The sequence below is a fragment of the Corynebacterium sp. p3-SID1194 genome (assembly GCF_025144155.1).
GTDB lineage: Bacteria > Actinomycetota > Actinomycetes > Mycobacteriales > Mycobacteriaceae > Corynebacterium.
Genome location: NZ_JALXWY010000001.1, coordinates 234,381 through 258,923 on the forward strand (window position 1 = coordinate 234,381; position 24,543 = coordinate 258,923).

At 62.1% G+C, this 24,543-nt stretch carries 23 protein-coding genes; 15 read left to right on the plus strand and 8 right to left on the minus strand.

What is annotated here, in order from left to right:
* The first annotated feature begins 23 nt into the window (after positions 1–23).
* The 5 genes from M3G19_RS01180 to M3G19_RS01200 are packed head-to-tail and all read left to right on the plus strand — an operon-like array spanning position 24 to position 4,995.
* Complete coding sequence (locus tag M3G19_RS01180; protein WP_259900017.1) at positions 24–1,145, plus strand: Xaa-Pro peptidase family protein; 1,122 nt, start codon at positions 24–26, stop codon at positions 1,143–1,145.
* Between the two features lie 23 nt (positions 1,146–1,168).
* Positions 1,169–1,912 carry an SDR family oxidoreductase gene (locus tag M3G19_RS01185; protein ID WP_259900019.1) on the plus strand — a complete coding sequence of 248 codons (744 nt, stop codon included), beginning with the start codon at positions 1,169–1,171 and terminating at the stop codon, positions 1,910–1,912.
* Between the two features lie 27 nt (positions 1,913–1,939).
* Positions 1,940–2,449 carry an FxsA family protein gene (locus M3G19_RS01190; RefSeq protein ID WP_259900021.1) on the plus strand — a complete coding sequence of 170 codons (510 nt, stop codon included), beginning with the start codon at positions 1,940–1,942 and terminating at the stop codon, positions 2,447–2,449.
* Positions 2,446–4,053 carry an apolipoprotein N-acyltransferase gene (gene lnt, locus M3G19_RS01195; RefSeq protein WP_259900022.1) on the plus strand — a complete coding sequence of 536 codons (1,608 nt, stop codon included), beginning with the start codon at positions 2,446–2,448 and terminating at the stop codon, positions 4,051–4,053. Before M3G19_RS01190 ends, lnt begins: the two co-directional genes overlap by 4 nt.
* A gap of 36 nt (positions 4,054–4,089) precedes the next feature.
* On the plus strand, positions 4,090–4,995 hold the full coding sequence (locus M3G19_RS01200; protein WP_259900023.1) for a polyprenol monophosphomannose synthase: 906 nt from the start codon (positions 4,090–4,092) through the stop codon (positions 4,993–4,995).
* Positions 4,996–5,081: 86 nt separating this feature from the next.
* Here M3G19_RS01200 and M3G19_RS01205 read toward each other — a convergent pair whose 3' ends face one another.
* Entirely contained in the window at positions 5,082–5,465 is a 384-nt protein-coding gene (locus M3G19_RS01205; RefSeq protein WP_259900025.1) for an RNA polymerase-binding protein RbpA, read from the minus strand.
* Between the two features lie 148 nt (positions 5,466–5,613).
* Between M3G19_RS01205 and M3G19_RS01210 the strand changes: the two genes are divergently transcribed.
* Both M3G19_RS01210 and M3G19_RS01215 read left to right on the plus strand, forming a co-directional pair.
* Positions 5,614–5,934: a hypothetical protein gene (locus M3G19_RS01210; RefSeq protein WP_259900026.1), complete on the plus strand. Its 321-nt coding sequence runs from the start codon at positions 5,614–5,616 to the stop codon at positions 5,932–5,934.
* Between the two features lie 21 nt (positions 5,935–5,955).
* Positions 5,956–6,654 carry a YceI family protein gene (locus M3G19_RS01215; protein WP_259900031.1) on the plus strand — a complete coding sequence of 233 codons (699 nt, stop codon included), beginning with the start codon at positions 5,956–5,958 and terminating at the stop codon, positions 6,652–6,654.
* 140 nt (positions 6,655–6,794) lie between these two features.
* On the opposite strand, the gene M3G19_RS01220 is transcribed toward M3G19_RS01215, so the two are convergent.
* A complete protein-coding gene (locus tag M3G19_RS01220) occupies positions 6,795–8,111 on the minus strand; it encodes a cyclopropane-fatty-acyl-phospholipid synthase family protein (RefSeq protein WP_259900033.1) in 1,317 nt (438 codons plus the stop codon).
* A gap of 122 nt (positions 8,112–8,233) precedes the next feature.
* Between M3G19_RS01220 and M3G19_RS01225 the strand changes: the two genes are divergently transcribed.
* Both M3G19_RS01225 and M3G19_RS01230 read left to right on the plus strand, forming a co-directional pair.
* The gene (locus M3G19_RS01225; RefSeq protein WP_259900034.1) at positions 8,234–9,634 is read left to right on the plus strand and encodes an NAD(P)/FAD-dependent oxidoreductase; all 1,401 of its coding nucleotides are present in this window, start codon (positions 8,234–8,236) and stop codon (positions 9,632–9,634) included.
* A gap of 461 nt (positions 9,635–10,095) precedes the next feature.
* On the plus strand, positions 10,096–11,169 hold the full coding sequence (locus M3G19_RS01230; RefSeq protein WP_259900035.1) for a magnesium and cobalt transport protein CorA: 1,074 nt from the start codon (positions 10,096–10,098) through the stop codon (positions 11,167–11,169).
* A 33-nt stretch (positions 11,170–11,202) separates the two neighbouring features.
* Here the strand turns inward: M3G19_RS01230 and M3G19_RS01235 are convergent, their stop codons facing one another.
* Entirely contained in the window at positions 11,203–11,637 is a 435-nt protein-coding gene (locus M3G19_RS01235) for a PaaI family thioesterase (RefSeq protein WP_259900036.1), read from the minus strand.
* 115 nt (positions 11,638–11,752) lie between these two features.
* Between M3G19_RS01235 and gndA the strand changes: the two genes are divergently transcribed.
* Genes gndA through M3G19_RS01265 form a run of 6 tightly spaced genes read left to right on the plus strand, consistent with a single transcriptional unit; the run spans position 11,753 to position 19,396 of the window.
* Positions 11,753–13,255, plus strand: coding sequence for an NADP-dependent phosphogluconate dehydrogenase (gndA, locus tag M3G19_RS01240; protein WP_259900038.1), 1,503 nt, complete (start codon positions 11,753–11,755; stop codon positions 13,253–13,255).
* A 38-nt stretch (positions 13,256–13,293) separates the two neighbouring features.
* Positions 13,294–14,607, plus strand: coding sequence for a DEAD/DEAH box helicase (locus tag M3G19_RS01245; protein WP_259900040.1), 1,314 nt, complete (start codon positions 13,294–13,296; stop codon positions 14,605–14,607).
* A 6-nt stretch (positions 14,608–14,613) separates the two neighbouring features.
* A complete protein-coding gene (locus tag M3G19_RS01250; RefSeq protein WP_259900041.1) occupies positions 14,614–15,996 on the plus strand; it encodes a hemolysin family protein in 1,383 nt (460 codons plus the stop codon).
* Complete coding sequence (locus M3G19_RS01255; protein ID WP_259900042.1) at positions 15,993–17,045, plus strand: hemolysin family protein; 1,053 nt, start codon at positions 15,993–15,995, stop codon at positions 17,043–17,045. The genes M3G19_RS01250 and M3G19_RS01255 overlap by 4 nt, the downstream gene beginning before the upstream one ends.
* A gap of 8 nt (positions 17,046–17,053) precedes the next feature.
* On the plus strand, positions 17,054–17,914 hold the full coding sequence (locus M3G19_RS01260) for a 3-methyladenine DNA glycosylase (protein WP_259900043.1): 861 nt from the start codon (positions 17,054–17,056) through the stop codon (positions 17,912–17,914).
* Positions 17,915–17,953: 39 nt separating this feature from the next.
* Positions 17,954–19,396 carry a vWA domain-containing protein gene (locus M3G19_RS01265; protein ID WP_259900044.1) on the plus strand — a complete coding sequence of 481 codons (1,443 nt, stop codon included), beginning with the start codon at positions 17,954–17,956 and terminating at the stop codon, positions 19,394–19,396.
* 76 nt (positions 19,397–19,472) lie between these two features.
* Here the strand turns inward: M3G19_RS01265 and M3G19_RS01270 are convergent, their stop codons facing one another.
* The 5 genes from M3G19_RS01270 to secA2 all read right to left on the minus strand — a co-directional run bounded on the left by M3G19_RS01270 (position 19,473) and on the right by secA2 (position 24,483).
* Positions 19,473–20,045, minus strand: a complete 573-nt coding sequence (locus tag M3G19_RS01270; RefSeq protein ID WP_259900231.1) for a MerR family transcriptional regulator — start codon at positions 20,043–20,045, stop codon at positions 19,473–19,475.
* A 117-nt stretch (positions 20,046–20,162) separates the two neighbouring features.
* Positions 20,163–20,783, minus strand: coding sequence for a bifunctional nuclease family protein (locus M3G19_RS01275; protein WP_259900045.1), 621 nt, complete (start codon positions 20,781–20,783; stop codon positions 20,163–20,165).
* Positions 20,784–20,789: 6 nt separating this feature from the next.
* Entirely contained in the window at positions 20,790–21,524 is a 735-nt protein-coding gene (locus M3G19_RS01280; RefSeq protein WP_396121726.1) for a MerR family transcriptional regulator, read from the minus strand.
* A 99-nt stretch (positions 21,525–21,623) separates the two neighbouring features.
* Positions 21,624–22,055 (minus strand): oxoglutarate dehydrogenase inhibitor Odhl, encoded by a 432-nt coding sequence (odhI, locus tag M3G19_RS01285; RefSeq protein ID WP_259900046.1) that lies wholly within the window; start codon positions 22,053–22,055, stop codon positions 21,624–21,626.
* A gap of 130 nt (positions 22,056–22,185) precedes the next feature.
* Positions 22,186–24,483 (minus strand): accessory Sec system translocase SecA2, encoded by a 2,298-nt coding sequence (gene secA2 / locus M3G19_RS01290; protein ID WP_259900048.1) that lies wholly within the window; start codon positions 24,481–24,483, stop codon positions 22,186–22,188.
* Between the last annotated feature and the right edge of the window lie 60 nt (positions 24,484–24,543).

Here is a 24,543-nt window from a genome sequence, read left to right on the forward strand (position 1 = left end):
CGGAGAAGATCTAGCATGAAGGCATGTCCGATCCAGACCAGCCAGAGAATCTGCCCACCATCTTCTCGCCTGATGTCTACGCCCAGCGCTTGAGGCGTGTGCAGCTGGAAGTGCGCGAACACGGTCTCGGTGGCGCGATCATCGGCACCGGACCCGAGTTGGCGTATCTGACTGGATCGTGGACATCATCCCACGAGCGGCTCACCGCGTTAGTGGTGCCGCCAACTGGTCATGCCAAGCTCCTCGCGCCAGCGACTGATGCAACCGCCCTGGCCGCGGTAGGAGAGATGAACGGTATTGAGCTGGTCACGTGGCGCGATGGGGACAATCCCTATGCTCTTGCGGAACGCGCCTGCGGCAGCGGCACCGTGGCAGTGGGCTCGTCGCTTACCGCGGACCACGTCCTGCGCCTGCAGCAGACGTGCGGGGAGGTCCTGCTGGCCACCGACGTGCTCGCCGGCGCATTCATGGTCAAGGGATCTGAGGAGATCGACCAGCTTGAATTCGCAGCCCGCGCCATCGATCGCGTCCACGCGGAAGTCCCTCGGCTGCTCGAACCCGGCCGCACTGAACGTGACGTCGCGGCGGAGTTGGACTCTCTGATCTTGAGCGAGCATTCCCACACGGACTTCATCATCGTCGGATCTGGCCCGAATGGCGCCGATCCGCACCACGATTATTCTGACCGCGTCCTGCGCGTTGGCGATCCAGTGGTGGTGGACCTCGGCGGAACCGTGGGAGCCGGCTACCACTCGGACTGCACCCGCACCTATGTCGTCGGCGGCTTCGACAACGCCGACGCGGATTTCGCCCGCGCCTACGACACACTGCGTCGGGCGCAGGCCGATGCTGTGGCAGCCGCACGGCCCGGTATGACGGCGGGCGAGCTCGATGCGGTCGCCCGAGGCCGCATCAACGAAGCCGGTTATGGCGCATACTTCACGCATCGTCTCGGCCACGGCATTGGGATGGCCCTGCACGAGGAGCCGTTCATCATCGCCCGGAACGAGACCGAACTTGCCCCCGGCATGGCGTTTTCCATCGAGCCCGGAATCTACCTTCCCGGGAAGTGGGGCATGCGCATCGAGGACATCGTCGTGCTCGGCACCGACGGTGCGCGCCCGCTGAATACATCCGTGAAATAGCCGCCCGCATATAGTTGGCCACCATGAGCTCGCAGACGAACACGCACGGCACGGTCCTTCTGCTCGGCGGAACCAGCGATATCGGCGGGGAAGTGGCAGAACGCATCTGCCACGGCCGTCACGTGGTGCTGGCGGCACGGAATACGGGGGCGCTGGGGGACGTCGATAAGCGATTGCGCGATGCGGGCGCAACGAGCGTGCGCTCGCTCGAATTCGATGCAGCCGATCTCGCATCCCACCGCCTACTCGTGGAACGCGCCGCGGAATCGGGTCCGATCACCGACGCGATCGTCGCCTTCGGAATCCTGGGCGATCAGACGCGCGCAGAGCACGACGAAGAGCATGCCGCGCACATTGCCGTCATCGACTACGCCGCGCAAGTCAGCATGCTGACAGTGCTTGCCGACGTCATGGATCGCGGCCACATCTTCGCCTTCTCATCCATCGCTGGGTGGCGTGCCCGGCGAGCGAATTATGTGTATGGCTCGACGAAGGCTGGGCTCGACGCATTCTGTCAGGGGCTTGCCGACCGTCTCCACGGCACCGACCTGTCGCTGATCACCGCGCGTCCTGGTTTCGTGATCGGCTCGATGACCAAGGGCATGAAGCCAGCGCCATTGTCGGTGACCCCTGATGTGGTCGCTGACGCCGTCGTCGCGGCAATGGGGAAGGGGAGTCGCACGGTGTGGATCCCGCGCGGGCTTCAGCTCCTCGCGTGGGTGATGCGCTGCGTGCCACGCCCGATCTGGCGGCGGATGCCCCGTTAAGCCCGCACCGGCAGGTAGTCTGTGCGCATGCCGATTATCGCGTATTTCCTGATCGAAGCACTCGCGTTCTGGGGAGTGAGCCAGCTGGTTGGCGTCGGCTGGGCGCTCTTCGGAATTTTCGCGCTCATGCTCGTCGGTGCGCTGGCTGCCTCGCCCGCACTGCGCTCCGAGCTCGCCTGCGCCCAGGCCGGTAACGGGTCCGTCGGGCAGTTCGCCGGCGGCACCGCGCTCGTCGCTGCTGGCTGGGCGCTGGCGATTCTGCCGGGGTACGTCACCTCTGTCATCGGCTTGCTGCTGCTTCTGCGACCCACGCGCGAGCTCGTCCGCCGGTCCTTGGCGAAATCCCTGCAGAAACGTATCGAAGACTTCGGCGTCCAGGTGTACGACGCCTCCCCGATGAAACGCCGCAGTGCTTCCTATGGCACCTTCGGCGACGGTGCTGACGTCATCGACGCTGAACCTGAACCGTCCGATGAAGACATCTCGAAGTGGTCGGAAAATGCACGCCCTGAAGACTTCGGAGACCCGCAGAAATGACGACCGCTGCACGCACCGATTCACCCAGTTTCTCGCCGAGGCTCGCGAAAATCGCCCGTATTCTGCTAGCGGGACTCGGCGGCGTGGCCGTCTATTTCTCGTATGAGCCCCACGGCCTGGCTTTCATGGGCGTTTTGGGCATCGCGCTGTTCTACCTCGCGCTCGCACCGTGGCCGGCTATCCGTCATGGCTCTCACCCTCCCGCTAAGTTCGGCGCGTTGCTCGGTTTCCTCCACGGCTTCTGTGCCTATGTTTTGCTGCTGCCGTGGGTCGGCGAATTCGTCGGGGCGCTGCCGTGGATCGCGCTATCGATCACCCTTGCACTCTGGTCGATCGTGACGGGCCTGTTCGGTGTTCTTGTCGCGCGCTGGCGCTACGGTTTCATCGCTTTCGCCTTCGTCTATTCGGCTGTGGAATTCTTGCTCTCGTCGTTCCCCTTCGGTGGTTTTTCCTGGGTGCGTCTGGCGTGGGGTCAGATCAATGGTCCGTTGGCGAACTACGCCCCGTGGGGCGGACCAGCACTCGTGACCTTCATGACCGCGCTGCTCGGCGCGTCCTTCGGCGCCATCCTGCTGTCCTTTGCCGGCGATGAACGGCTGAAGAAGACGCCAGCGACGGCCACGACCGGAATCATCATCGGTCTCGGTGTTCTGGCCGGGCTGGGCGTGAATACTCCCGGCCCCACGACCGACGAGGTGAAGGTCGCCGCGGTGCAGGGCAACGTGCCGCGCATGGGCCTGGATTTCAACGCGCAGCGACGCGCTGTCCTTGCCAACCACGTCAATGTGACCAAGGACCTCGGCGCGAGCGGGGAGAACCCCGATCTGGTGTTCTGGCCCGAGAATTCCTCCGACGTGAACCCGTTCCGGGACAGGGAAGCTCGGGACTTGATCACTGAGGCGGTCGAGACTGTCGATGCACCCGTCCTCGTGGGCACCCTGACCAAGGACGAAGTCGGCGACCGCAACACCGCTGTCGTATTCGATCCGGACACCGGCGCTGGGGACATGCACCACAAGCGTTTCTTGCAGCCTTTCGGCGAGTGGATGCCCATGCGGGATTTCTTCCGCATCTTCTCCTCGTACGTGGATATGGCGGGCGATTTCAAGCCGGGAGACGGCGACGGAACCGTGCGGATGGGCGATCACGTCGTCGGCGTGGCCACCTGCTACGAAGTAGCATTCGACGCTGCCTACCGTGACGCGGTCAAGGCAGGCGCCCAGATTCTGACGACGCCGACGAATAACGCCACATTCGGCTTTACCGACATGACCTACCAGCAGCTGGCGATGAGCCGGATGCGCGCCATCGAGACCGACAGGGCAGTGGTGGTATCAGCAACGTCTGGGGCATCCGCCATCGTGCATCCCGACGGCGCCGTATCCCAGGAGACCGAGATCTTCACCCCCGCCTACTTGGTCGAGGACCTGCCGCTGCGCGATTCCGTCACTTTCGCCGTCCGCTACGGCCAGTTCATCCAGTGGCTACTCGCAGCAGCCGGCATTGCAGTCATGCTCGCGGCGAGCGTGGGTGCACGGCGCGGGTATGCTTCTATCAGGAGCCAGCAGCTGGCGGACACCGCGCAGGCTGACAACGACAATTAAGTGACCCAGACAGGGCGAAGGAAACGGAGACACACTGTGGCAGAGAAATCGACCGATTCGACTCTCGTGATCATCCCGACCTACAACGAGGTGGAAAACCTGCCTCTGATCATCGGTCGTGTGCGCGAGTCGAACCCGGACGTGGACATTCTGGTCGTCGATGACAATTCTCCCGACGGTACCGGCGATAAGGCCGACGAGATGGCCGCTGAGGACAGCCACGTCAACGTTATTCACCGCGAAGAGAAGACCGGCCTGCTGGGCGCCTACACCACGGGCTTCAACTGGGGGCTCGAGCGTGAGTACAACGTCCTGTGCCAGATGGACGCGGATGGCTCACATGCGCCGGAACAGCTGGTGCGCTTGCTGTCGGCAATCGACGAGGGCGCGGACCTAGTCATCGGTTCCCGCTACGTCGACGGCGGCGAGGCCGTCAATTGGCCGAAGAACCGTTACCTGCTGTCGAAGCTCGGCAACCTGTACATCTCCATGGCACTCGGCGACGATGTGGCGGACATGACCGCCGGCTACCGCGCATTCCGCCGAGAGGTTCTCGAAACGATCGACCTGGACACCTTGTCCAAGAAGGGCTACATCTTCCAAGTCGACCTCGCTGACCGCGCCGTCCAGGAAGGCTTCGATGTGCGCGAAGTGCCCATCACTTTTGTTGACCGCGAGCTCGGCGAGTCCAAGCTCGACGCGAGCTTCGCTGGCGAATCCCTGGCTGAGGTCAGCAAGTGGGGTTGGAAGCGTCGTTCCACTCAGCTCTCTGAGGTAGCCAGCGAGCTTGGACGTCTGGGCCGCTACCAGCTCGACGAGCTCGGCGTGAACAAGATTCCGGGCAAGGTCACTCGCGCTGCAGGTGTGGCCGGCGACCTGTTTGAAGAGGGCACCAAGCTTGCCAAGTACGAGCTGCAGCGCTTCATCAACAACCGCCACTAAGCCTGGCTAGTCCTACCCACACGCACGAAAACACCGGCAGGAAATCTCCTGCCGGCGTTGTGCTTTTCGGGGAAAAGAAGGAACGTCTACTTCGCGTTCTCCTGCGCTTCCTTCTGCTCCTTGGCAATGCGCGCTGCGGTACGGCGGCGCTTGCGCAGCTGCTCCAGGCGCTCCTCGAGCAGCTCGTCGAGCTCCTCAAGGCTGCGGCGTTCACGGAGCATGTCCCAGTGGGTGCGGGGCGGCTTCACCGGCTTGGATTCGACGCCTTCGCCCTCGACGAGGGTGCCCACCTGGCCGTTCTTGCACGGCCATTCTTCGGGAATCTCGGCATCGTCGGCGAACGGGATCTCATAGATCTCGCCGTTCGGGGTGCGGTATTTTGCCATCCTGCGCGGCGCGAGATCGTGGTCACGATCAGTTTCGTAGCTCACTGCGCCCATGCGGCTACCACGTAGCACCCGATCAGCCATGCTGCATCTATCCCTTCGTCGAAAATTCAGTCGCGAGCTTAAAGTATAACGGCCATAATCTCTAACGCGCCGACCGCGTGGTTTGTTCCGCGGAGTGGCTGTCGCGCCGCAGCAACGACTTTAAGTGGGGATATGATCGACAGCGATCATGAATCAGCACACTGACACTCCGCCGACCTGCCAATACTGTAGCAAGGAGATTCAGCTCGCACCGGGACGCGGTCGTCCGCGAAAATATTGCAGTGACTCGTGCAAGCAGCGCGCCTACGAGCAAAGACACCCCATATCGCCAGTTCAGAGGACTGCGCGGACAATTAGCGGGGAATCCTTGCGGGATAGACTCTTTGAGCTCCGGTGCGCTGCCGAGGATATTGCTACAGCATCGAGTGAGGGTGCGGAGCACACTGAGATTCAGTCTCTGTGTGACGAGCTGGTTACCATGGCTAAGAAGCTCGAGAGGCTGCAATAAGGCAATCAGAGAGGAATGCTCATGCGCACGCGCAACCAGAAACTCATTGTCATCGGCGGCGTGGCGGTCATCGTCGTGCTCGCGTTGTTGGCGTTGGTGCCGCTGTTCATTTCGCTCGTTTCGCACCCAGGTGTGAAGACCGACGGCATTGATGCGGACGGTGCGAAGGCAGCGTCGACCGATGTGGACGGCGAGTGGGTCGTCGCGACCAAACCGGGCAAGAACATGACATCGGCCGGGTTCACGTTCTACGAATTGCTGCCGGGCGATGAGCGGACCACATCGGGCTCCACACAAGAAGTGGAAGGCGAAATGACCATTGAAGGCGGCTCATTGACTGCCGGTGAGGTGACCGTGAATATGGGTAATATCGTCACGGATAAAGATGTTCGTGACGAAAATGTGCGTAGGAATATCCTTCACACGGAGAAGTATCCGGAATCCACATTCGTATTGACGGAGCCTGCGGATGTGTCACAGCTCCCGGAAGACGGATCTGCCGGCACAGTGACGCTCACTGGAGATCTGACCATTCACGGTAAAACGAACAGCATCACCCAGGAGTTCAACGCGCTGCGAACCGGAGACAATGTGATCGTCCATGCCGATGTGCCGATCAACCGCCTGGACTACGGAGTGGAGACGCCAGAATTCGTCGCGGCAAAGATCGCTGAGGATGGCGAGATCAATATCCGACTGAAGCTCGAAAAGAAGAATTAGCGCTCAGGCGCGGGCGCAAGAAGTGCTTGCTGCCTGCGCATTATCTATATCAGTCCGATAATGTACATTATGTCAATTAACGTTGAGGGGTGCCTGCCCGACCCTGCGCGGTGCTACGTGCGTGTGCGGATCTGCCTCTCCTACCTCACACCGCGGCGATGGCGATGCGTGAGGGTCAGCTGAACCACATCGAGCATGCCGGCATGGGCCATGGCTTCACGTAGCGCGAGCTGCCACATCCAGAGCCTGCGGTACACGGCATCAAAACCGTCGGCTGCGGCCTCGCGCAATTGGCTCTGGAAGACAGTCCGTTGGTGCTTCAGCGACAACTCCAGATGATCTGGCGCGTGGGTCTGCGCGACGACACGTAGCCCGCTGCGGGAATCCACGGTCTTCCGGATCTGATCCACGGTCTGATAGTTCAGCGTCGGCCAGATATACGCGCGCAACGATTCCAGCGCAGACTGTGCCGCAGGAGTCATCTTCCCCGTCGCGACCACGGTTTGGAGGGCGGCGCGGCCGGAGCGGGCCAACAGGCCGTCAATAAGCGAGAAATAATGCGCTTGAACGCGCGTGGGCATCGTCTCGAGGTGTTCAGCGGACACGACCGCGTCGTAGCGCGCTTTTCGGCGATCCATGCCCCGTGGCAGCCCCTCCACGACATTGAGGTGAACGGCGTCTTCTGCCCCGCCGAGCGTCAACCTTTCGCGCAACGTGCGTACGACTGCCGGGTCGGTGACGATCGAATCGACCGTGGCGCGGCGTCCTGCGGCGGCGATGGCCACAGCCCCGCCCGACGACGGCACTTCGGCGAGGTGTGTGCCGGGGCGGACCACCGCGGCGTCGAGAAGCATGCTCACGCTGCGAGCTTGCGCGTCAGCGAGATCGAGTTTCTCCGTCTCGAGCGGCGCGCTGTAGTTAGTCTCCGAAACAAAATAATTCTTCGGCTCCTTGCCGCGCCCCGCGCTCGGCGAATGTGATGGCACGCTCACCCGCTCCATCGTGGGCACGCCCGTCGCGAAATGACCGGCGAATGCGCTCATTCCGTCACCAGAGAACTTTGCGACGAGCTCCGGTGGCACCTCGCCCCCGCTGAAACGCGCCTCTCGGCCCAGCGTGGTCTTCGGATTGAACCCGACTTCCAGCAGCTTGCTCACGACATGCACAAGCGCATCGGGCGTTTCCGTGCGCCACTCTCCTGCCATGTACCCCTCAGCAAGGCCGATCCACCCATTGGCGGCAATCCGGTCGAACAACTCTGCATGATCAACGACGAGATCGGGCTCATTGTCGGGGTCCAGCTCTAATCCCGCGCGTGCGCACGCTCCCGCGAAAGCGGCCTCCGCCCGGCGGGCGCGCAAACCCATGAAACGTCCCATGGGCACTGATGCGATATTCGGCCACTGCTGAGCATCAACGGTTGTTAAGTGCATGGGGATCGCGGGGTTGTCGGACACGCCGTCTACCATAGACCGACGGCAGCCCGCCTCATGGGAGCCACGTCGCGCGGAGAATAGAAACGGGCGTATGATCTCAAGGCGGATAAGCGTGCAATTGCTACAAAGAGGAGTACAGATACATGTCGGATAAGCCCTACCGCCCCGCAGGAAACCGCCACCACGTCGTCATCATCGGTTCCGGCTTCGGCGGGCTTTTCGCAGCTCGCGAACTAGACGGCGCGGACGTGGACGTCACGTTGATTAGCCGCACCAACTTCCACCTCTTCCCGCCCCTGCTCTACCAGGTGGCCACGGGTCTGCTGTCCACTGGCGAGATCGCTACCTCGACCCGCCAGATCCTGGGCAAGCAGAAGAACACCGACATCGTCCGCGGCGACGTCACCGACATCAACCTTGACTCCAACACCGTCACCTTCGCAGAGGGCGAGTCCACCCGCACCTATGAGTACGACTCCCTCATCGTGGCCGCCGGTGCCGGCCAGTCCTACTTCGGCAACGACCACTTCGCCGAGTTCGCTCCTGGTCTGAAGACTCTGGACAATGCTCTGGAGATCCGCTCCCGCCTCGTCACCGCCTTCGAGCGCGCCGAGATCACGGAGGATCCGGAAGAGCGTGAGCGCCTGCTCACCTTCGTCATCGTCGGGGCAGGTCCGACCGGTGTCGAGCTCGCAGGCCAGGTCGCCGAGATGGCGCACCGCAGCTTCCGCGACGAGTACTCCAACTTCCGTCCGTCCAGCGCCAAGATCATTCTTCTCGACGGTGCGCCCCAGGTGCTCCCGCCGTTCGGCAAGCGTCTCGGCCGCAAGGCACAGCGCGAACTGGAGAAGATGGGCGTCACAGTCCGCCTGAATGCGATGGTGACCAACATCGACGAGACCACGGTCACCTACAAGGACATGAAGACCGAGGAAGAGACCACGATCGATTCCTACACCAAGATCTGGTCCGCTGGTGTGTCCGCTTCCCCGCTGGGCAAGACCGTCGCCGAGCAGGCCGGCCTCGAGGTCGACCGCGCTGGCAAGGTCCCGGTGAACGCCGACCTCTCTGTCGGAGAGCACCGCAACGTCTTCGTCGTCGGCGACATGATGAACCTGGACAAGCTTCCGGGCGTGGCCCAGGTGGCTATCCAGTCCGGCGAGTACGCCGCGAAGGCGATCAAGGCAGGCGTCGAGGAGAATCAGGAGCCGGACCAGCGCGAGCCGTTCTCCTACTTCGATAAGGGCTCCATGGCGATCGTCGGCCGCTTCCACGCTGTTGTGAAGATGGGCAAGGTTGAAATCGCCGGCTTCCTGGGCTGGATCATGTGGCTGCTCGTCCACGTGTCGTTCCTGGTGTCCAAGCGCAACCGCATCGTGTCCATGTTCACGTGGACGCTCAATGCGCTCACCCCGAAGCGCTACAACCTCCCGACCACTCTGCAGCAGATGCACGCGCGCACTGCCCTGCTGAATTTGGGTAAGGTGACTGACAACGACACCGAGAAGTTCTCGGAGTTGCGTGACACCAACGGCGAGAACTAGGCACCTCTTACCTCTCACTCAAGGACGGAGCATGGCGGGCATTGATATTCCCCTCCTGTTATTTATCGGGTTCGTCATTCTCATGGTGCTCACGTTCATTGGTGGGCTGGTGCTCTTAGCGCTCTTGCCCGGGGAATCGAAGGAGGAGCGCCGGCGCAGGCGACAGCGCGCGCGACGCAGGGCCCTTCTTAACCTAGGGTCTGACACACTGCTCGATTTCTACCGAAAGAAGGGGCCGCGTCTCTGATCCCAGTTGCGTGCTCAGCGGGCAGCGACTTGATCATTTTCATGCGCTGCACCTGCGACCGTGTCCAAGGCCACGGATCTCGGTGCACGTTTCACCGCGGGCGGGGCGTATGATCTGTTTAGTTCAAAGCCGGGGTGGCTGGGTTCGTCGATAAGCGAATGCCCGCCCACACTCCGGCTGCCCTGCCGCCGAGAATGTGAAGAAGGGGGTCGCTATGCCGCCGAAACTTCCTCTATCCCGCAATAAAGCCAAGGCGCAGACGAAGCAGGCCCATCGCCCCGTTCCGGTCCCGGTGGAACGCTCTGTCGATTTCTGCCGCGTGTTCGTCGAAGGCAAAGCCTTGCCGGGATCGATGCACTACACCGCCGCGATGGAGCGCGTGAAAGAAGCAGAAAACGGCTATGTGTGGCTGTCGTTGCACGAGCCGAGCGCCGACCAGATGGAGCGGGTCGCGCAAGAATTCGGCATCCACGACCTCATCGTGGAGGATGCGGTTGCCGCACACCAGCGTCCGAAGGTGGAGCGCTATGGCGAACAGCTTTTCTTTGTCATCCGTACTGTCACCTACCGAGACGACGAGGAAGTCTCGGACTTGCGCGAAATCATTTCGACCGGCGAGGTGCAGATGCTCGTTGGCGACGACTTCGTCATCACCATCCGCCATGACACGCAACTGCCGAACCTCACCCAAGAGCTGATCGAGGACCAGGAGATTTCATCACTCGGTCCCGCCGCGGTCGCATGGAAAGTCGCTGACCATATCGTGGAGAACTATATGAAGGTCACCACCTTCCTCTCCAGCGACGTCGACGAACTCGAGAACGAGGTTTTCACGCCGCGTCAGCTGATCAACATCGACAAAATCTACATGTACAAACGTGAGGTCTTGGAGATGCGCCACGCCACCGACCCGCTCGGCCCGGCATTGCGCTCCGGCCTGACCTTGAACAAGGACTTGCTGAGCAAACCGATTCGCTCGTACTTGCGCGATGTGCAGGATAACGCGATGATCGTCAGCGATAACGTCTCCGGATTCGACGAGCGGCTTTCATCGCTTCTCGACGCCTCCGTGGCCAAGGTCTCCATGCAGCAGAACTCCGACATGCGCACGATCTCCGCTGTTGTCGGCATGGCGGCGCTGCCGACCATGATCGCCGGTGTCTACGGCATGAACTTCGAGTACATGCCTGAACTCGCATGGCGGTTCGCCTACCCCGTCGTGCTTCTGGTGATGTTCGGATCGATGCTGGGCATGTACTGGTGGTTCCGCAAGAACCACTGGCTCTAGGCCTGCCGGGCTAAACTGCGCGAAATTGAGACGCTAGGCATCCATCACCATCGTGCGCAGGGAGCACACCGCGACGAGCTTGCCGTCCGAGCGCATCTCGGTGCGCCACAGCTGCGTGCGGCGGCCCACATGCACCGGAGTCGTCTCGGCCTCGATCACGCCGTCGGTGACGCTGCGCAGCAGATCGGTGCTGTTGTTCATTCCGACGACCGGGGCACCGGCGGCGAGGTAGCCGGCGAAGGACCCCATGGTCTCACCGATGGAGCAGAAAACTCCGCCGTTGACCACGCCGGCGGGCTGGTGGTGCTTCGGTTGCGCCTCAACCTCCGCGACGATCTTCTCGGGGCCGAAGGCCGTGAATTTCAGGCCGATAAACGAATCGAATTCGGTGCTGGCGGCGTTGAGTGCGGCGAGTTCCTCATCGTTGAGCTGGCGGTTCTGCAGGTGCTTGAGGTCGTTGATATCCATAGAAACTGACTTTAGCACCGAAACTAGTTCGAAATGCCGGACCAAGAAAAAGCTCCGGAAAATTTAGCTCCCCGGTTAGCTGAACACCCGATACCGCGTGCGTATGCTCAAGGGCATGACTTCGAATGACGCATCCCCCGCTACTGCAGCCACTGACGGAACTCCGACTACCGGCCAGGCACAGATCGGTGTCGTGGGCATGGCAGTGATGGGCTCCAATCTGGCCCGCAATTTCGCTTCCCGCGGCCACACCGTGGCTATTTTCAACCGCTCCCCGGAGAAGACCCGCGCGGTCATGGAGCAGTACGGCGATGAGGGCTCGTTCATTCCGTCGGAGACGATCGAGGATTTCGTCGCCTCCCTGGAGCGCCCGCGCAAGGCCGTGATCATGGTTCAGGCGGGCAAGGCCACCGACGCTGTCATCGACCAGCTCGTCGAAGCGATGGACGAGGGCGACATCATCATCGACGGAGGCAACTCCCTGTTCACCGACACGATCCGCCGCGAAAAAGAGGTCGCGGCGAAGGGCCGCCACTTCGTGGGCGCCGGCATCTCCGGCGGCGAAGAAGGCGCGCTGCGCGGCCCGTCGATCATGCCGGGCGGCCCGAAGGAGTCCTGGGAGACGCTCGGTCCCCTGCTCGAGGACATCTCCGCCAAGGTCGACGGCACCCCGTGCGTGACGCACATCGGCCCGGACGGCGCCGGCCACTTCGTCAAGATGGTCCACAACGGTATCGAGTACGCCGACATGCAGGTCATCGGCGAGGCCTACCACCTGTTGCGCTATGCCGCTGGCATTGAACCGGCGGAGCTGGCAGAGATCTTCTCCGAGTGGAACCAGGGCGACCTCGACTCCTACCTGATCGAAATCACTGCTGAAGTTCTGCGCCAGGTCGACGCGAAGACTGGCAAGCCGTTCATCGACATCATTGTCGACGCCGCTGGCCAGAAGGGCACCGGTCGCTGGACAGTCAAGGAAGCGCTGGATCTCGGCGTGCCCACCACCGGCATCGGTGAAGCGGTTTTCGCCCGCGCATTGTCGTCGGCGCTCGCTCAGCGCGAGGCAGTCAAGCAAACTGGGCTGCCGTCTGGCGAGACGGCGACGCTGGAGTCCCTCGGAGTGGACAAGGCTCAGTTCGTCGAGGATGTCCGCCGTGCGCTCTACGCCTCCAAGCTCGTCGCCTACGCGCAGGGCTTCGATGAGATCAACGCTGGCTCCAAGGAGTACGGCTGGGGCCTTAAGCCGCAGGATCTGGCCACCATCTGGCGCGGCGGCTGCATTATCCGCGCGAAATTCCTGAACCGCATCACCGAGGCATACAACAACGATCCGGAGTTGCCGTCGCTGCTGCTCGACCCGTACTTCCGCGGCGAGCTGGAAAACGGCCTGATCGAGTCCTGGCGTCGCGTGGTCATCACCGCAACGCAGCTGGGTCTGCCGATCCCGGTCTTCGCGTCGAGCCTGTCCTACTACGATTCGCTGCGCTCCGATCGCCTGCCTGCGGCATTGATTCAGGGCCAGCGCGATTTCTTCGGCGCGCACACCTACAAACGCGTCGACATGGAAGGCACCTTCCACACGACGTGGTCGGGCGAGCGCGAGGAAATCACCTACTAAACCGCACACGCCGCGGGGAGATCGGTAGACTCCCCTCGGTGCCTTCTTTTTCTGATTTAGGGCTGCCGCAGCCCATCGTGAACATCCTGGATGGCCAGGGCATTACCGAACCTTTTCCCATTCAGCAGGCTGCGATCCCAGCTGTGATCGACGGCCGCGATGTCCTCGGTCGTGGCCCCACTGGCTCCGGCAAGACGTTTACTTTCGGGCTTCCGATGCTCGCGCTCCTCGCCGGCAAACCTTCTCGCCCGGGGCATCCGCGCGGACTGATTCTCGCGCCGACGCGTGAGCTCGCCGCACAGATCCGCCAGCGTCTCGACGAGCCAGCAGCTGCCGTGAACCTCCGCGTCATCGAAGTCGTCGGCGGAGTGAACATCAACAACCACATTCGTTCCCTCGCCGCCCCCGTCGATGTTCTCGTGGCCACGCCCGGTCGCGCACAGGACCTCATCGACCAGGGGAAGCTCAGCTTCGACGCAGTCGAGATCACAGCTCTCGACGAAGCCGACCAAATGGCAGACATGGGGTTTTTGCCCCAAGTTCGAAAGCTTCTCGACGCCACGCCCGCCACCTGCCAGCGTCTGCTTTTCTCGGCGACGCTCGATGGCGACGTCGATAAGCTTGTGCGCCGTTACCTCGACGATCCCGTAACGCACTCGACTGCGCCCGCCGCTGCAGCCGTGGATTCCATGGAGCACTATCAGCTTCTTGTCGGCGACCGCGAGGCGCGCAATGCGATCGTCCCGCTTATCGCCGCGCGCGATGGAAAGACCATCATGTTCATGCGTACGAAGCACGGCGTCGACCGGCAGGTGAAGAAGCTGCGGCGCGTCGGCATCAATGCGCAGGGCCTGCACGGCGATAAGGGCCAAGGAGCGCGCACACGCGCCATCGAAGGCTTTGCCGACGGTTCCCTGCCCGTGCTCGTCGCCACTGATATCGCCGCACGCGGCATCGACATCAGCGACGTCTCTCTCGTCGTCCACATCGACCCGCCTGCTGAACACAAGGCTTACCTGCACCGCGCCGGCCGCACCGCGCGTGCCGGCACCTCCGGAACCGTTGTCACCCTCGTTATGGACGAGCAGCGCAAAGACGTCGACCAGCTCCTGCGCAAAGCCGGCGTGGAAGCAAAGAAAGTCAAGGTTACCGCCGACTCTGCCGAGCTTGCTAAGATCACGGGAGCGCGTGAGCCCAACGGCGAACCGCTCCCGCCGCCGGGCCAGACCACGGCACCCTCGACCTCGCGCCATCGGCGCGGGCGGCAACAACGCAACGCTCACACTCAGAAAAACCGCAACGGCAACGGTGGGCGCCGCCGGAAAAGGAGTTCCAGGCGCAACGAGCCTTAAACACCCATGGACATATTGATCTCCATTCTCGCCCTGATCGGCTTCGTGCTGCTCACGGCATCCACCGGCCTTTTCGTCGCGATCGAATTCGCGATGACGGGCCTTGAACGCTCCACCATCGAGTCGCACGTCCAGGAAAAGGGCGATAAGACCGCGCGCGCTGTGCAGCGCGACCACGGCAATCTCTCGTTCGTGCTCTCCGGCGCGCAGCTCGGCATCACCATCACGACGCTGGCGACAGGTTTTCTCGCTGAGCCCGTCCTCGCCCGGTTCTTCGGGCCGCTTCTTGAACTCGTTGGGTTGAGCGAATCAGCCGCACGCCCTGTCGCCTTAATCCTCGCCCTTATCGTGGCCACGACGCTGTCGATGGTCTTCGGCGAGCTCGTGCCGAAGAACCTGGCGATCTCCAATCCTTTGCACACCGCACGCTTCGTGGTTCCACCGGTGAACGCGTTCAACACTGTGTGCGCCTGGTTCATCAAGGGACTCAACGCGTCGGCGAACTGGTTCGTGCGCAAACTCGGTATTGAGCCGGCGGATGAATTGGCTTCTGCCCGTTCGGGCCCGGAGCTGGGCGCCATGGTGCGTAGCTCAGCTGAAGCCGGCGGATTAGATGCCGCGACCGCGAAAATGCTCGACCGCTCGCTCCAATTCGGCGAGACCACGGCGGAAGAGGTCATGTCGCCGCGCTCTACGGTCAACTCTCTTGACGTCGAGGACACCGTCAGCGACCTGATCGCCCTGGCCATCGAGACCGGACACTCCCGCTTCCCTGTCCGGCGCGGCGACCTCGACGACACCGTCGGGCTCGTGCACATCAAAGACGCTTTCTCGGTGCCTCGCGACGAGCGCGCCACGACCCTGCTCGGATCATTAGCGAAGCCGGTGTCCTTCGTGCCGGGCACTCTCGACGGCGATGCCGTTCTCAACCAGGTCCGTTCGGCAGGTTCGCAGATGGTTCTCGTCGCGGACGAATACGGCGGTACCCAAGGCCTTGTCACCATCGAGGATGTCGTCGAGGAGATTCTCGGTGAAGTCTACGACGAGCACGACGACCGCGAATCCGAGCGCGACTTCCACCGCTTCGGCTCTTCCTGGGAGGTCTCTGGTCTCGTCCGTCTCGATGAGCTGGCAGAACGCACCACCTACCTCGCTCCTGACGGCCCGTACGAGACATTGGGTGGGCTGTTCATGTCGGCCCTGGGCCGTGTGCCCCAGGTTGGCGACACAGTGCTCCTGCCAGTATCCGATAACGAAGTGCAGGACGATTTCGAGTCCGGTAACGCGGGTCGCTGGCTCGCCCGCGTCTCAGTGATGGAAGGCCGCCGACTGGATAAGGCGATTCTCACGCCTATCTCCGACGAGGATGCAGCGAGGTGGTCCGCATGAGCATTTGGGTAGCTGCACTTCTCATCATCGCGCTGCTTTTGGCCAACGCTTTCTTTGTCGCCATCGAATTCGCGCTGGTGTCTTCCCGCAAGGATCGCCTCGAGTCCATGCTCGCGCAGGGCAAAAAGGGCGCGCGCAGGGCGTTGACAGCGACCGAGAACCTGTCGATTTACCTGGCCGGCGCCCAATTCGGCATCACCATCGCATCGCTGATCCTGGGTAAGGTCGCCGAGCCGGCTATCGCGCACTTCCTCGAATATCCGTTCACGGAGCTCGGTGTGCCGGAGAACTTGCTGCACCCGATCGCATTCGTGATCGCCCTGCTGATCATCACGGTTCTGCACATTATTTTCGGCGAGATGATCCCGAAGAATATCGCGATCGCCGGCCCGGAAACTCTCGCCGTGTGGCTGACCCCGATGATGAATGTGTGGGTGAAGCTCACCCGCCCATTGATCTATGCGCTCAATGAGCTCGCTCGGTTCACGCTCAAGCTTGTTGGCGTGGAGCAGCGCGATGAGCTTGATTCCACTGTGGACCAAGAGCAGCTGGCGAATATGATCCAAGAATCTCGCCAGGAGGGCTTGCTGGACGCCGAGGAGACGGCCCGGCTCGCTAACGCCTTGTCTACGGAGCACCGCAGCTTCAAGGAAGTGATGATCCCCATCGACCAGGTGGTGACCATCCCCCATTCCCGCGGCGGTATTCCTCTTTCCGCGTTGGAGAAGGCTGTCCAGGAAACGGGGTATTCCCGTTATCCGGTGGAAGGTTCCGCTGGTGCACTGGTCGGGTATATCCACGTCAAGGACGTTTTGGACCTCCTGGAATCCGATGCGGCGAACCCGGTGATTCCGCAGAACCGTATCCGCAGGCTCAGCATCGTGGACGGTTCCGGCAGCTTGGACGATGCTCTCACCTCGATGCACCGCCGTTCCGCACACATGGCGCAGGTGCGCGATAACGGCGAGCTGGTCGGTGTGCTGGCGCTCGAGGACCTCATTGAGGAATACGTCGGCACCGTGTCCGACTGGACCCACGAGGACGATTGACCCAGGCTATGCAGCAGCTCACCCGCGCTCAATGGACCGACCGCATGAAGCGGCACGAGCAGCGTGCGCGCGAATGGATCGACCCTCACCTGCAGCGTCGCTCGCGCGGGGAGAAGCACCCGATCTGGGACTTTCTGTTCGACTATTACTCCATTCGCCCGTCGCGCGTGTTGCGGTGGCATCCTGGGCTGGACGCAACGCTTATCGACGCTACCGATGCACCCCACACCCACTGGCGCGATTACACGGTCAAGCAGGACGGCACTGTCTGCGCTGATGTCGATAGCTTCCTTTCGCACCGCGGCAATGCGATGGATAAGGTGCTTACCCTCCTGCGTGCCTCAGAAGATAACCGCGCCCAATTCGACTGTTTCGGCCTGCACGAGTGGGCCATGGTCTACCGCCAAGAAAACCACCGGCACCCGCTCCCCTTGCGTCTGAGTCAGAAGGAGACTGACGCGGTCGTCGAAAAGCACGATATCAAGTGCACCCACTTCGACGCGTACCGATTCTTCACTCCGCCCGCGAAGCCGTTGAATCTGACGGTCCTGAACAACACAATGCGTCCGGCCCACGAACAGGCCGGCTGCCTCCACGTCGGCATGGACCTTTATAAGTGGGCGGCAAAGATGGAGCCACTTGTACCCGGTGAGCTTCTTCTCGATTGCTTCGAGCTCGCCCGCGATATTCGCCTGCTCGACATGGAGGCCTCACCGTACGATTGCCGCGAACTTGGCTACGGCGTCGTGCCGATTGAGACCCCGGAGGGCAAAGCGGAGTACGTCGCCCGGCAGCGCGGTTTCACCGAACGCGCAAAACCCCTGCGACACCGCCTCGTCGCGATCCTTGAAGCGGTTCTTGAGGACTAAACTGGCCGGGAAGATGTCTGCTCGAAAGGGGCCCAAGCCATGGGACGGCACTCCACCGGAAAGAATAACTACTCTCTGTCCAAGGAGGTCATAGCGCTCCTTGTGGCCATCGCTCTGGTGATCGCTGCCGTTGTGGCATGGCTGTTCCTCCGCGATAACGGCGAGAACTCTGCCTCCGACGAGCAGGCCGAATGCGTCTCCGGCGATCTCCGCCTCCCCGTCGCCGCCGCGAGCAAAGCCGTGGGAGAGCAGCTTATCGACGACTACGCCGCCTCCAAACCCGTCGTCCGCGATTATTGCGTGAAACCGGAATATGTCGACTCAATCGAGGAAGCCGCCGCTTATGTCGCACCAGTCTCCCCGGTGACCACCGAAGAAGTCTCCGCTGCCGACCGCAGCTCCACCACTAACGACCCCGTCGCTGTCTACGCCTCGCCCGTCGGCACCGCCGCCGCTGATGCCGCAGCGCCTGCTCTCGAGACTGTCCTCTTCCCCACCGGCGAGCAGCCCGAAACGTCCGCCATCGTCGCACAGGCACTCGCCGAGAACGACGAAGCCGCTGCGAAGGCCCTCACCGAGCAGCGGGTCCAAGCCGTTGCATACGCTGCCACGGAAAAAGATAAGGCTGTGGCCACTACCGAAGACGCCGCACCGGAAGGCTTCACCTTCACTGCTCTCGACGGCAAAGAGCTGGTCTACGCCGCATTCCCTCTGAACACCACCAATGAGGTCAACGAGGAAGAGACCCGCGCTGCTCAGGCGTTTTCCGACTACAGCGGGAAGATGTTTATAGATGCCCACGGCGAAGCCGACACCAATCCGGCAGACGTCAGCGAACCGGTCTGGTCCGCTGCAAAGCCCCAGGGTGGAAAACGCATCACCGACCCGCAGGCCGTCGACGCTGACCAGGACATTGACGACAGTGCTGCAGCCGGCTCCCCAAGTGAACCGAACAAAACTCTCTTCTTGCTCGACACATCTGCCAACATGAGCGAGTTCAACGACCCGGCTGCTGAGGTCATTGACGCTGCCGTCGGCGACATCACCGGCGCAGGTCACGAGGTCGCGCTGTGGAACTACTCCTCACCGCTCACTCCGGGCGTGACCCAGGGTTACCGCACCAACGTCGGTTTCACCGGCGACGCCGACTCTGTCACCGGCACCGCCTCCCGGTTCCTCAACGACGGCCAGCCGCAAACCCGCGAGGCCGTCGGCGCGGCTGTCGACTATGCGGAGACGGAAGCAACCACCGACGCACCGGTACGCATCGTCCTCATCACGTCGGGCTCCGCCGATGCCGCCGACGAGTACGCCGTGCAAGCTCTCGACGAGGCCAAGGACAAGGGTGTATCGCTGTCCATCGTCCGGGTTGGCGACGGCGACACCGACGATCAGCTTGCCGACGCCGCCGAGTTCACCACCGATGCCCCCACCCCAGACGACCTCGACGCTGCGATCCGCGCTGCCGCTGGTCTGAAGTAGCCAAAGCAAAAGGGTGCGACTCCCCCAACTACGGGGAAGCCGCACCCTTAGAAACTAAAGGGAGTACGTGAGGCTCTTAGGAGCTGCGGCGACGACGGCGGTCAGCCAGCTCGTCGAGTGCGACAACGTTGTCGCCTTCGTCCTCGGTAGCGCCACCGATGCGCTCGGACGGGAAGGCGGAAATGGTGCCGGTGAGTTCCTTGACGATCTGCGGGACGGCGATGCCGAACACGCCCTGGCCACCGCCAAGGAGGTCGATGATCTCGTCGTTGCTGCGGCACTCGTAGACGGTGGTGCCGTCGGAGACGAGGGTGATCTCGGAGATCTCGTTGATACCGCGGTCACGCAATTTGTCGACTGCAAGGCGGATATTCTGCAGCGAGATACCGGTGTCGAGCAGGCCCTTGACGATCTTCAGGACCAGGATGTCCTTGAAGGAGTACAGGCGCTGGGAACCCGAGCCTGTGGCGTTGCGGATGGACGGGCGAACCAGGTCAGTGCGTGCCCAGTAGTCGAGCTGGCGGTAGGTGATGCCGGCAACCTGGCAGGCAATCGGCACACGGTAGCCGACCTCGTCGGAGGGCCCAAGGTCGAAGAGGGTCTCCTGAACAGGCGCTTCGGCACCGTCGGCGGCGGTGACGTTATCGATCGTACTCACGTAATTACTCCCATGAAGTTTAGGAAAGAGCCTAATGGCTATTTAAAGGCAAGCATATGCTGCGGTCAAGGGCACGGCGTTCAACACGCCGAAGTTTCAACCTCAACTTTAACTATAGGGTTGGTCTTTCCCACTGTCACCTTGAGTATCACCAGTACTTCCGAACCCCAGATCTTTCTCCTCGACGCCTAGTTCGCGCATGAGGTTTTCGAAGTCGAGGTCCGCCTGCTTATCACCGCTCGCAGAATTTCCGCGGCCAGCGTCTTCGCTTCCGCTGTCGTCTGCGAATTCCGACGTGAATTCGATGTCAAAATAGTCGGCGGCATCCTCCGCACTCAACCACAACGAAGCTTGATTCAGGACGTCCTCTTCTACCTCGAGAGGAATATCGAGCATGAGGGAAAGCACCAGCGCGTCGGTCGGGCGGCAGTCGAATTCGGCGCCGTCTTCCATGGTGACCTGCGCTAGGTACACACCGTTGTAGTAGCTGGTCAGTTCAATCGCAGCGACTCCGGCTGTGGACTGCTCGATGACATCTACCAGCAGGTTGTGGGTGTCGGGGCGGGCTGGTTCCCACTCCCCGATCCGGCCGAGTAGCTGAGCCCCGCCAACGGGTGAGAGCCAGATCGGCAGGAAACGCCGACGTTCTTCCCACAGTAGGACCGCGCAGAGGAAATTCTCGGGGCCGACGGGAAACACCCCGCACAGAGAAACAGGAACAGTGCTCATGATTGGTTAATTCAAACCGCGGCGAAGCTCGTTCTTCACCAGCGCTGCGTGGAGCGAGACGACCAGTGCCGTCATTTGCTGGCTGACCTCGCCGGCTTCTTGCTTGGCGGCAGCCCGACCCGACTTAGCGACGGGATCAGTGACCTGCTCGATCAGGTCCGCCTGACGGCTAGCGGACAGGCGGATGCGCTTCAGGTGACGAGAGTCCAAGCCGAAATCGGTCAACGAGACTGCGGTGGAGACAACTCGGACGTCATCGAGCGTGAACATGCCAGATGCGTCGGGAACAATCAGACCAGCGTCGATGCACTGGGCGACGACCTGCGGGTCGCACTCGGCCTGCTCGGCGATGTCGTCGTCGGTCAGGCGCGTGGCAGCCGGTGCAGCGAATTGCTCTGGGGCGATGAGCGGATCCGCAGTATTCTGGCCGTTCATCACCGCGGTGACCTTACCGGAATCCATGGCCTCGAGCTGTTCGCGGATCACCTTCAGCGGGAGATAATTATCGCGCTGCGTGATAAGGATGTAGCGGAGTCGCTCTACATCGGCTTCGGTAAAGCGACGGTACCCGGACTGGGTGCGCTCCGGGCTGATCAGGCCTTCGGACTCGAGGAAGCGAATTTTAGACACGGTGACATCCGGAAACTCCTCGCTGAGGCACTTGATCACCACGCCGATGGACATGGTCTTCGTGCCCGAGCGGGGTGCCTTGCTCGGCTTGGTCTTCCGGATTGCGCTCACAGTGTTCAACTCTGTCTAACTCTGATCAACAATGGCTAGTTTTAATCAGGATTTCCCTGAAAAACTTTCGGTGCGGGGCGAGAAAACCCCAACTGCTTCTTAGTCCTCGTCAGCGAGGAACACGAGGCGGAATTTGCCGATCTGGATCTCGTCGCCAGTGGACAGCGTCTGAGAGTTGCGCGGCTCGCGGTTGACGTAGGTGCCGTTGAGGGATCCCACATCGACGACCTCGAATTCGCCGTCGTTGCGACGGAATTCAGCGTGGCGACGGGAGACGGTGACATCGTCGAGGAAGATGTCTGCCTCCGGGTGGCGGCCAGCGGTGGTGGTGTCGCGGTCCAGCAGGAAGCGTGCGCCGGCGTTCGGGCCACGCTTGACCACGAGGAGTGCTGCATCTGCAGGCAGGCCATCAGCACCACCGACGTGGTCAGAGGCGGTGCTAGCTCCCGTCTCCATCTCTTTCAGAAGATCCGCACGGAAGACAGAGGTGGTTTCTACCTGTGCCTCCGGTGTACCGGTGTTCTCGCTCATCTCTTCTCCTGACGCTTTCGACGGATACAAGTTCAATTTAAGTCCACGATCATCATACTGACAACTGCCCCCAGCGCGCGGTCGGGACGCGTTTAGAAGGGCCGCGGCGTGGTCAACCGCGACCGCAGAATCAGCGGAAAATGCTGGCTATCCCGGATATTACGGAGTTTCCGCCGCCGGCGAGCGGGTTGTCGGAGACCATGTACGTCCACGTCGCGTTCGGGCGCTTCCATCCGGCGTCTGCAAGGTGTGCGCCGGCGTCGTCGATAAGCACTGCGTCGAAGGTGTCTACGGCGCGCTCGACGGCACGGTTGGCCAGCTCCTTGAATTCGCGGACGGCGATGCGGTGGAACTCGGTGATCGGCGTCTCGCGCGCGATGGCGCGGAGGTGGATCGATTCGCGCACGTCGTCCATGAGCGCGAGGTGTTCGGACCATTCGTCGTCGAGGTGGAACAGCATGATCTCGCGGGCTGCTTGTTCAAGGACGCCCCGATCGATCCCCTGTCCTTCGAGCTCCGCAGCGCGCGCGGGATTGCGTTCGGCGAGCTCGCGCCAGGCTTGATCGGTATCCAGCAGCGACGCACGACGCTTATCGACGATCTCCCTGTGGTCCGCCAACAACTGGTTGTACTTCCAGGTCTGCGCGTGGATCTCCAGCAGCTGGCCCTCGGTCACGCGCTGGCAGTGCTCGATGAAGTCCTGGACGCGTTTCGATTGGATGAGGCCGTTCTCGTCGGGCTGGGCGCTGACGCGCTCATCTGCGCCGCCGGCAGTGACGATATCGTCTTCGAGGGAGACAAAGAACACACTGAGTCCCGGATCACCCTGACGGCCAGCGCGCCCGCGCAACTGGTTATCCAGTCGCGCCGTCCGGTGGCGCGCGGTACCGATGACGGCGAGCCCACCGAGCTCGACGACGGCGTTGCGGTCGGATTCGTCGGCGCCGCCGAGTCGGATATCGGTGCCGCGTCCCGCCATCTGAGTAGACACGGTCACACGGTCCAGATCGCCCGCTTCGGCGACGATGCGCGCTTCTTCCGCGTCGTTTTTGGCGTTGAGGACATTCACTGTGACACCGCGCTTTTCCAGCGCTTCAGAAAGTGCCTCGGACTCTGCGACATCGTGCGTACCGACGAGGACCGGCTGGCCCGTGGAGTTGATGTGCGCAATCTCGTCGACGATCGCCGCGAATTTCTCATCCATCGTGGCGTAGATACGGTCTGCTTCGTCGAAGCGGCGCAACTCCTTAGCACGGTCGATGACGGAAACGTGGAGATCATAGAACTGACGCAACTGATCCGTCGCCTCCACTGCGGTACCGGTCATACCGCACACCAGCGGGTAACGACGCATGAGCGCCTGCAGGGTGATCTGGTCGAGAATGCGTCCACCTTCGGAAACATCCAGCCCTTCCTTGGACTCGACTGCCGCCTGCAGCCCGTCAGGCCAGCGCTGGAGCTCAGCGACGCGACCGCGGGAAGCGTCCACCAGATCGATCTTGCCGTCCTTGACGATGTAGTGGACATCTCGGATCAGCAGCGCCTTGGCATGGAGTGCGAGGTTCACGCGGACGAGGACCGTGCCGATATTCTCGTCGGAATACAGCGAGTCGATACCCAGAGCACGTTCCACTTTGGACGCACCGTCGTCAGTGAGGAACACATTCCGCCGATCGGAATCGATGGTGTAGTCCTTGCCTTCTACAAGGTGCGACACCGCCTCGGTGATCTGGCCGGTGGCTTGCTCCCCCGGTTTGGCGCCGGCGAGGACGAGGGGCACCAAGGCTTCGTCGACAAGCACACTGTCCGCTTCGTCGACGAGCGCGACATCGGCAGCGACCTGGACTGTCTGGTCGCGGTGCGTGATCTGGTTGTCGCGCAGGTGGTCGAACCCGATCTCCGTGACAGGCGCGTAGACAATATCGCTGCGGTAAGCGCGCACGCGGTCGTCGCGCGATGTTGCTTCCGTGACTGAGGCGACCGAGAGACCGAAGAACTCGACGAGCGGACGCATCCAGTCCGCATCGCGCGCCGCGAGGTAGTCGTTGACCGTGATGAGGTGCACACGCTTGCCGGTGAGCGCGAATCCTGTCGCAGCCATCGCACCGACGAGCGTCTTGCCCTCGCCCGTGGCCATCTGGATCACGTCGCCTTCGAGCAGGCGCAGCACTGCCTGGTTTTGCACCTCGAACGGTGTCATGCCGAGCGTGCGTGCCGACGCCACCGTCAGCACCGCCAGAAACTCCGGCTTCTTCTTGATCTGGCCGTCGGCGACCGTCTCCCGGACCGCCTCGACCAACTCCGCATCGCTGCGCTGCTCATAGTCGGCGATCAGACCGTGCGCTTGAGACACGATGCCCTTCGACTTCTTGTCGTTGCGCTCAGAAGATGAGCCCATCGCCTTCCAGAACCAGTCAAACTTGCCCATGGGGCAACTTTACGTGACCAGCCGATTACATCAATCACTCGGCCGTGCGGTAATCTATCC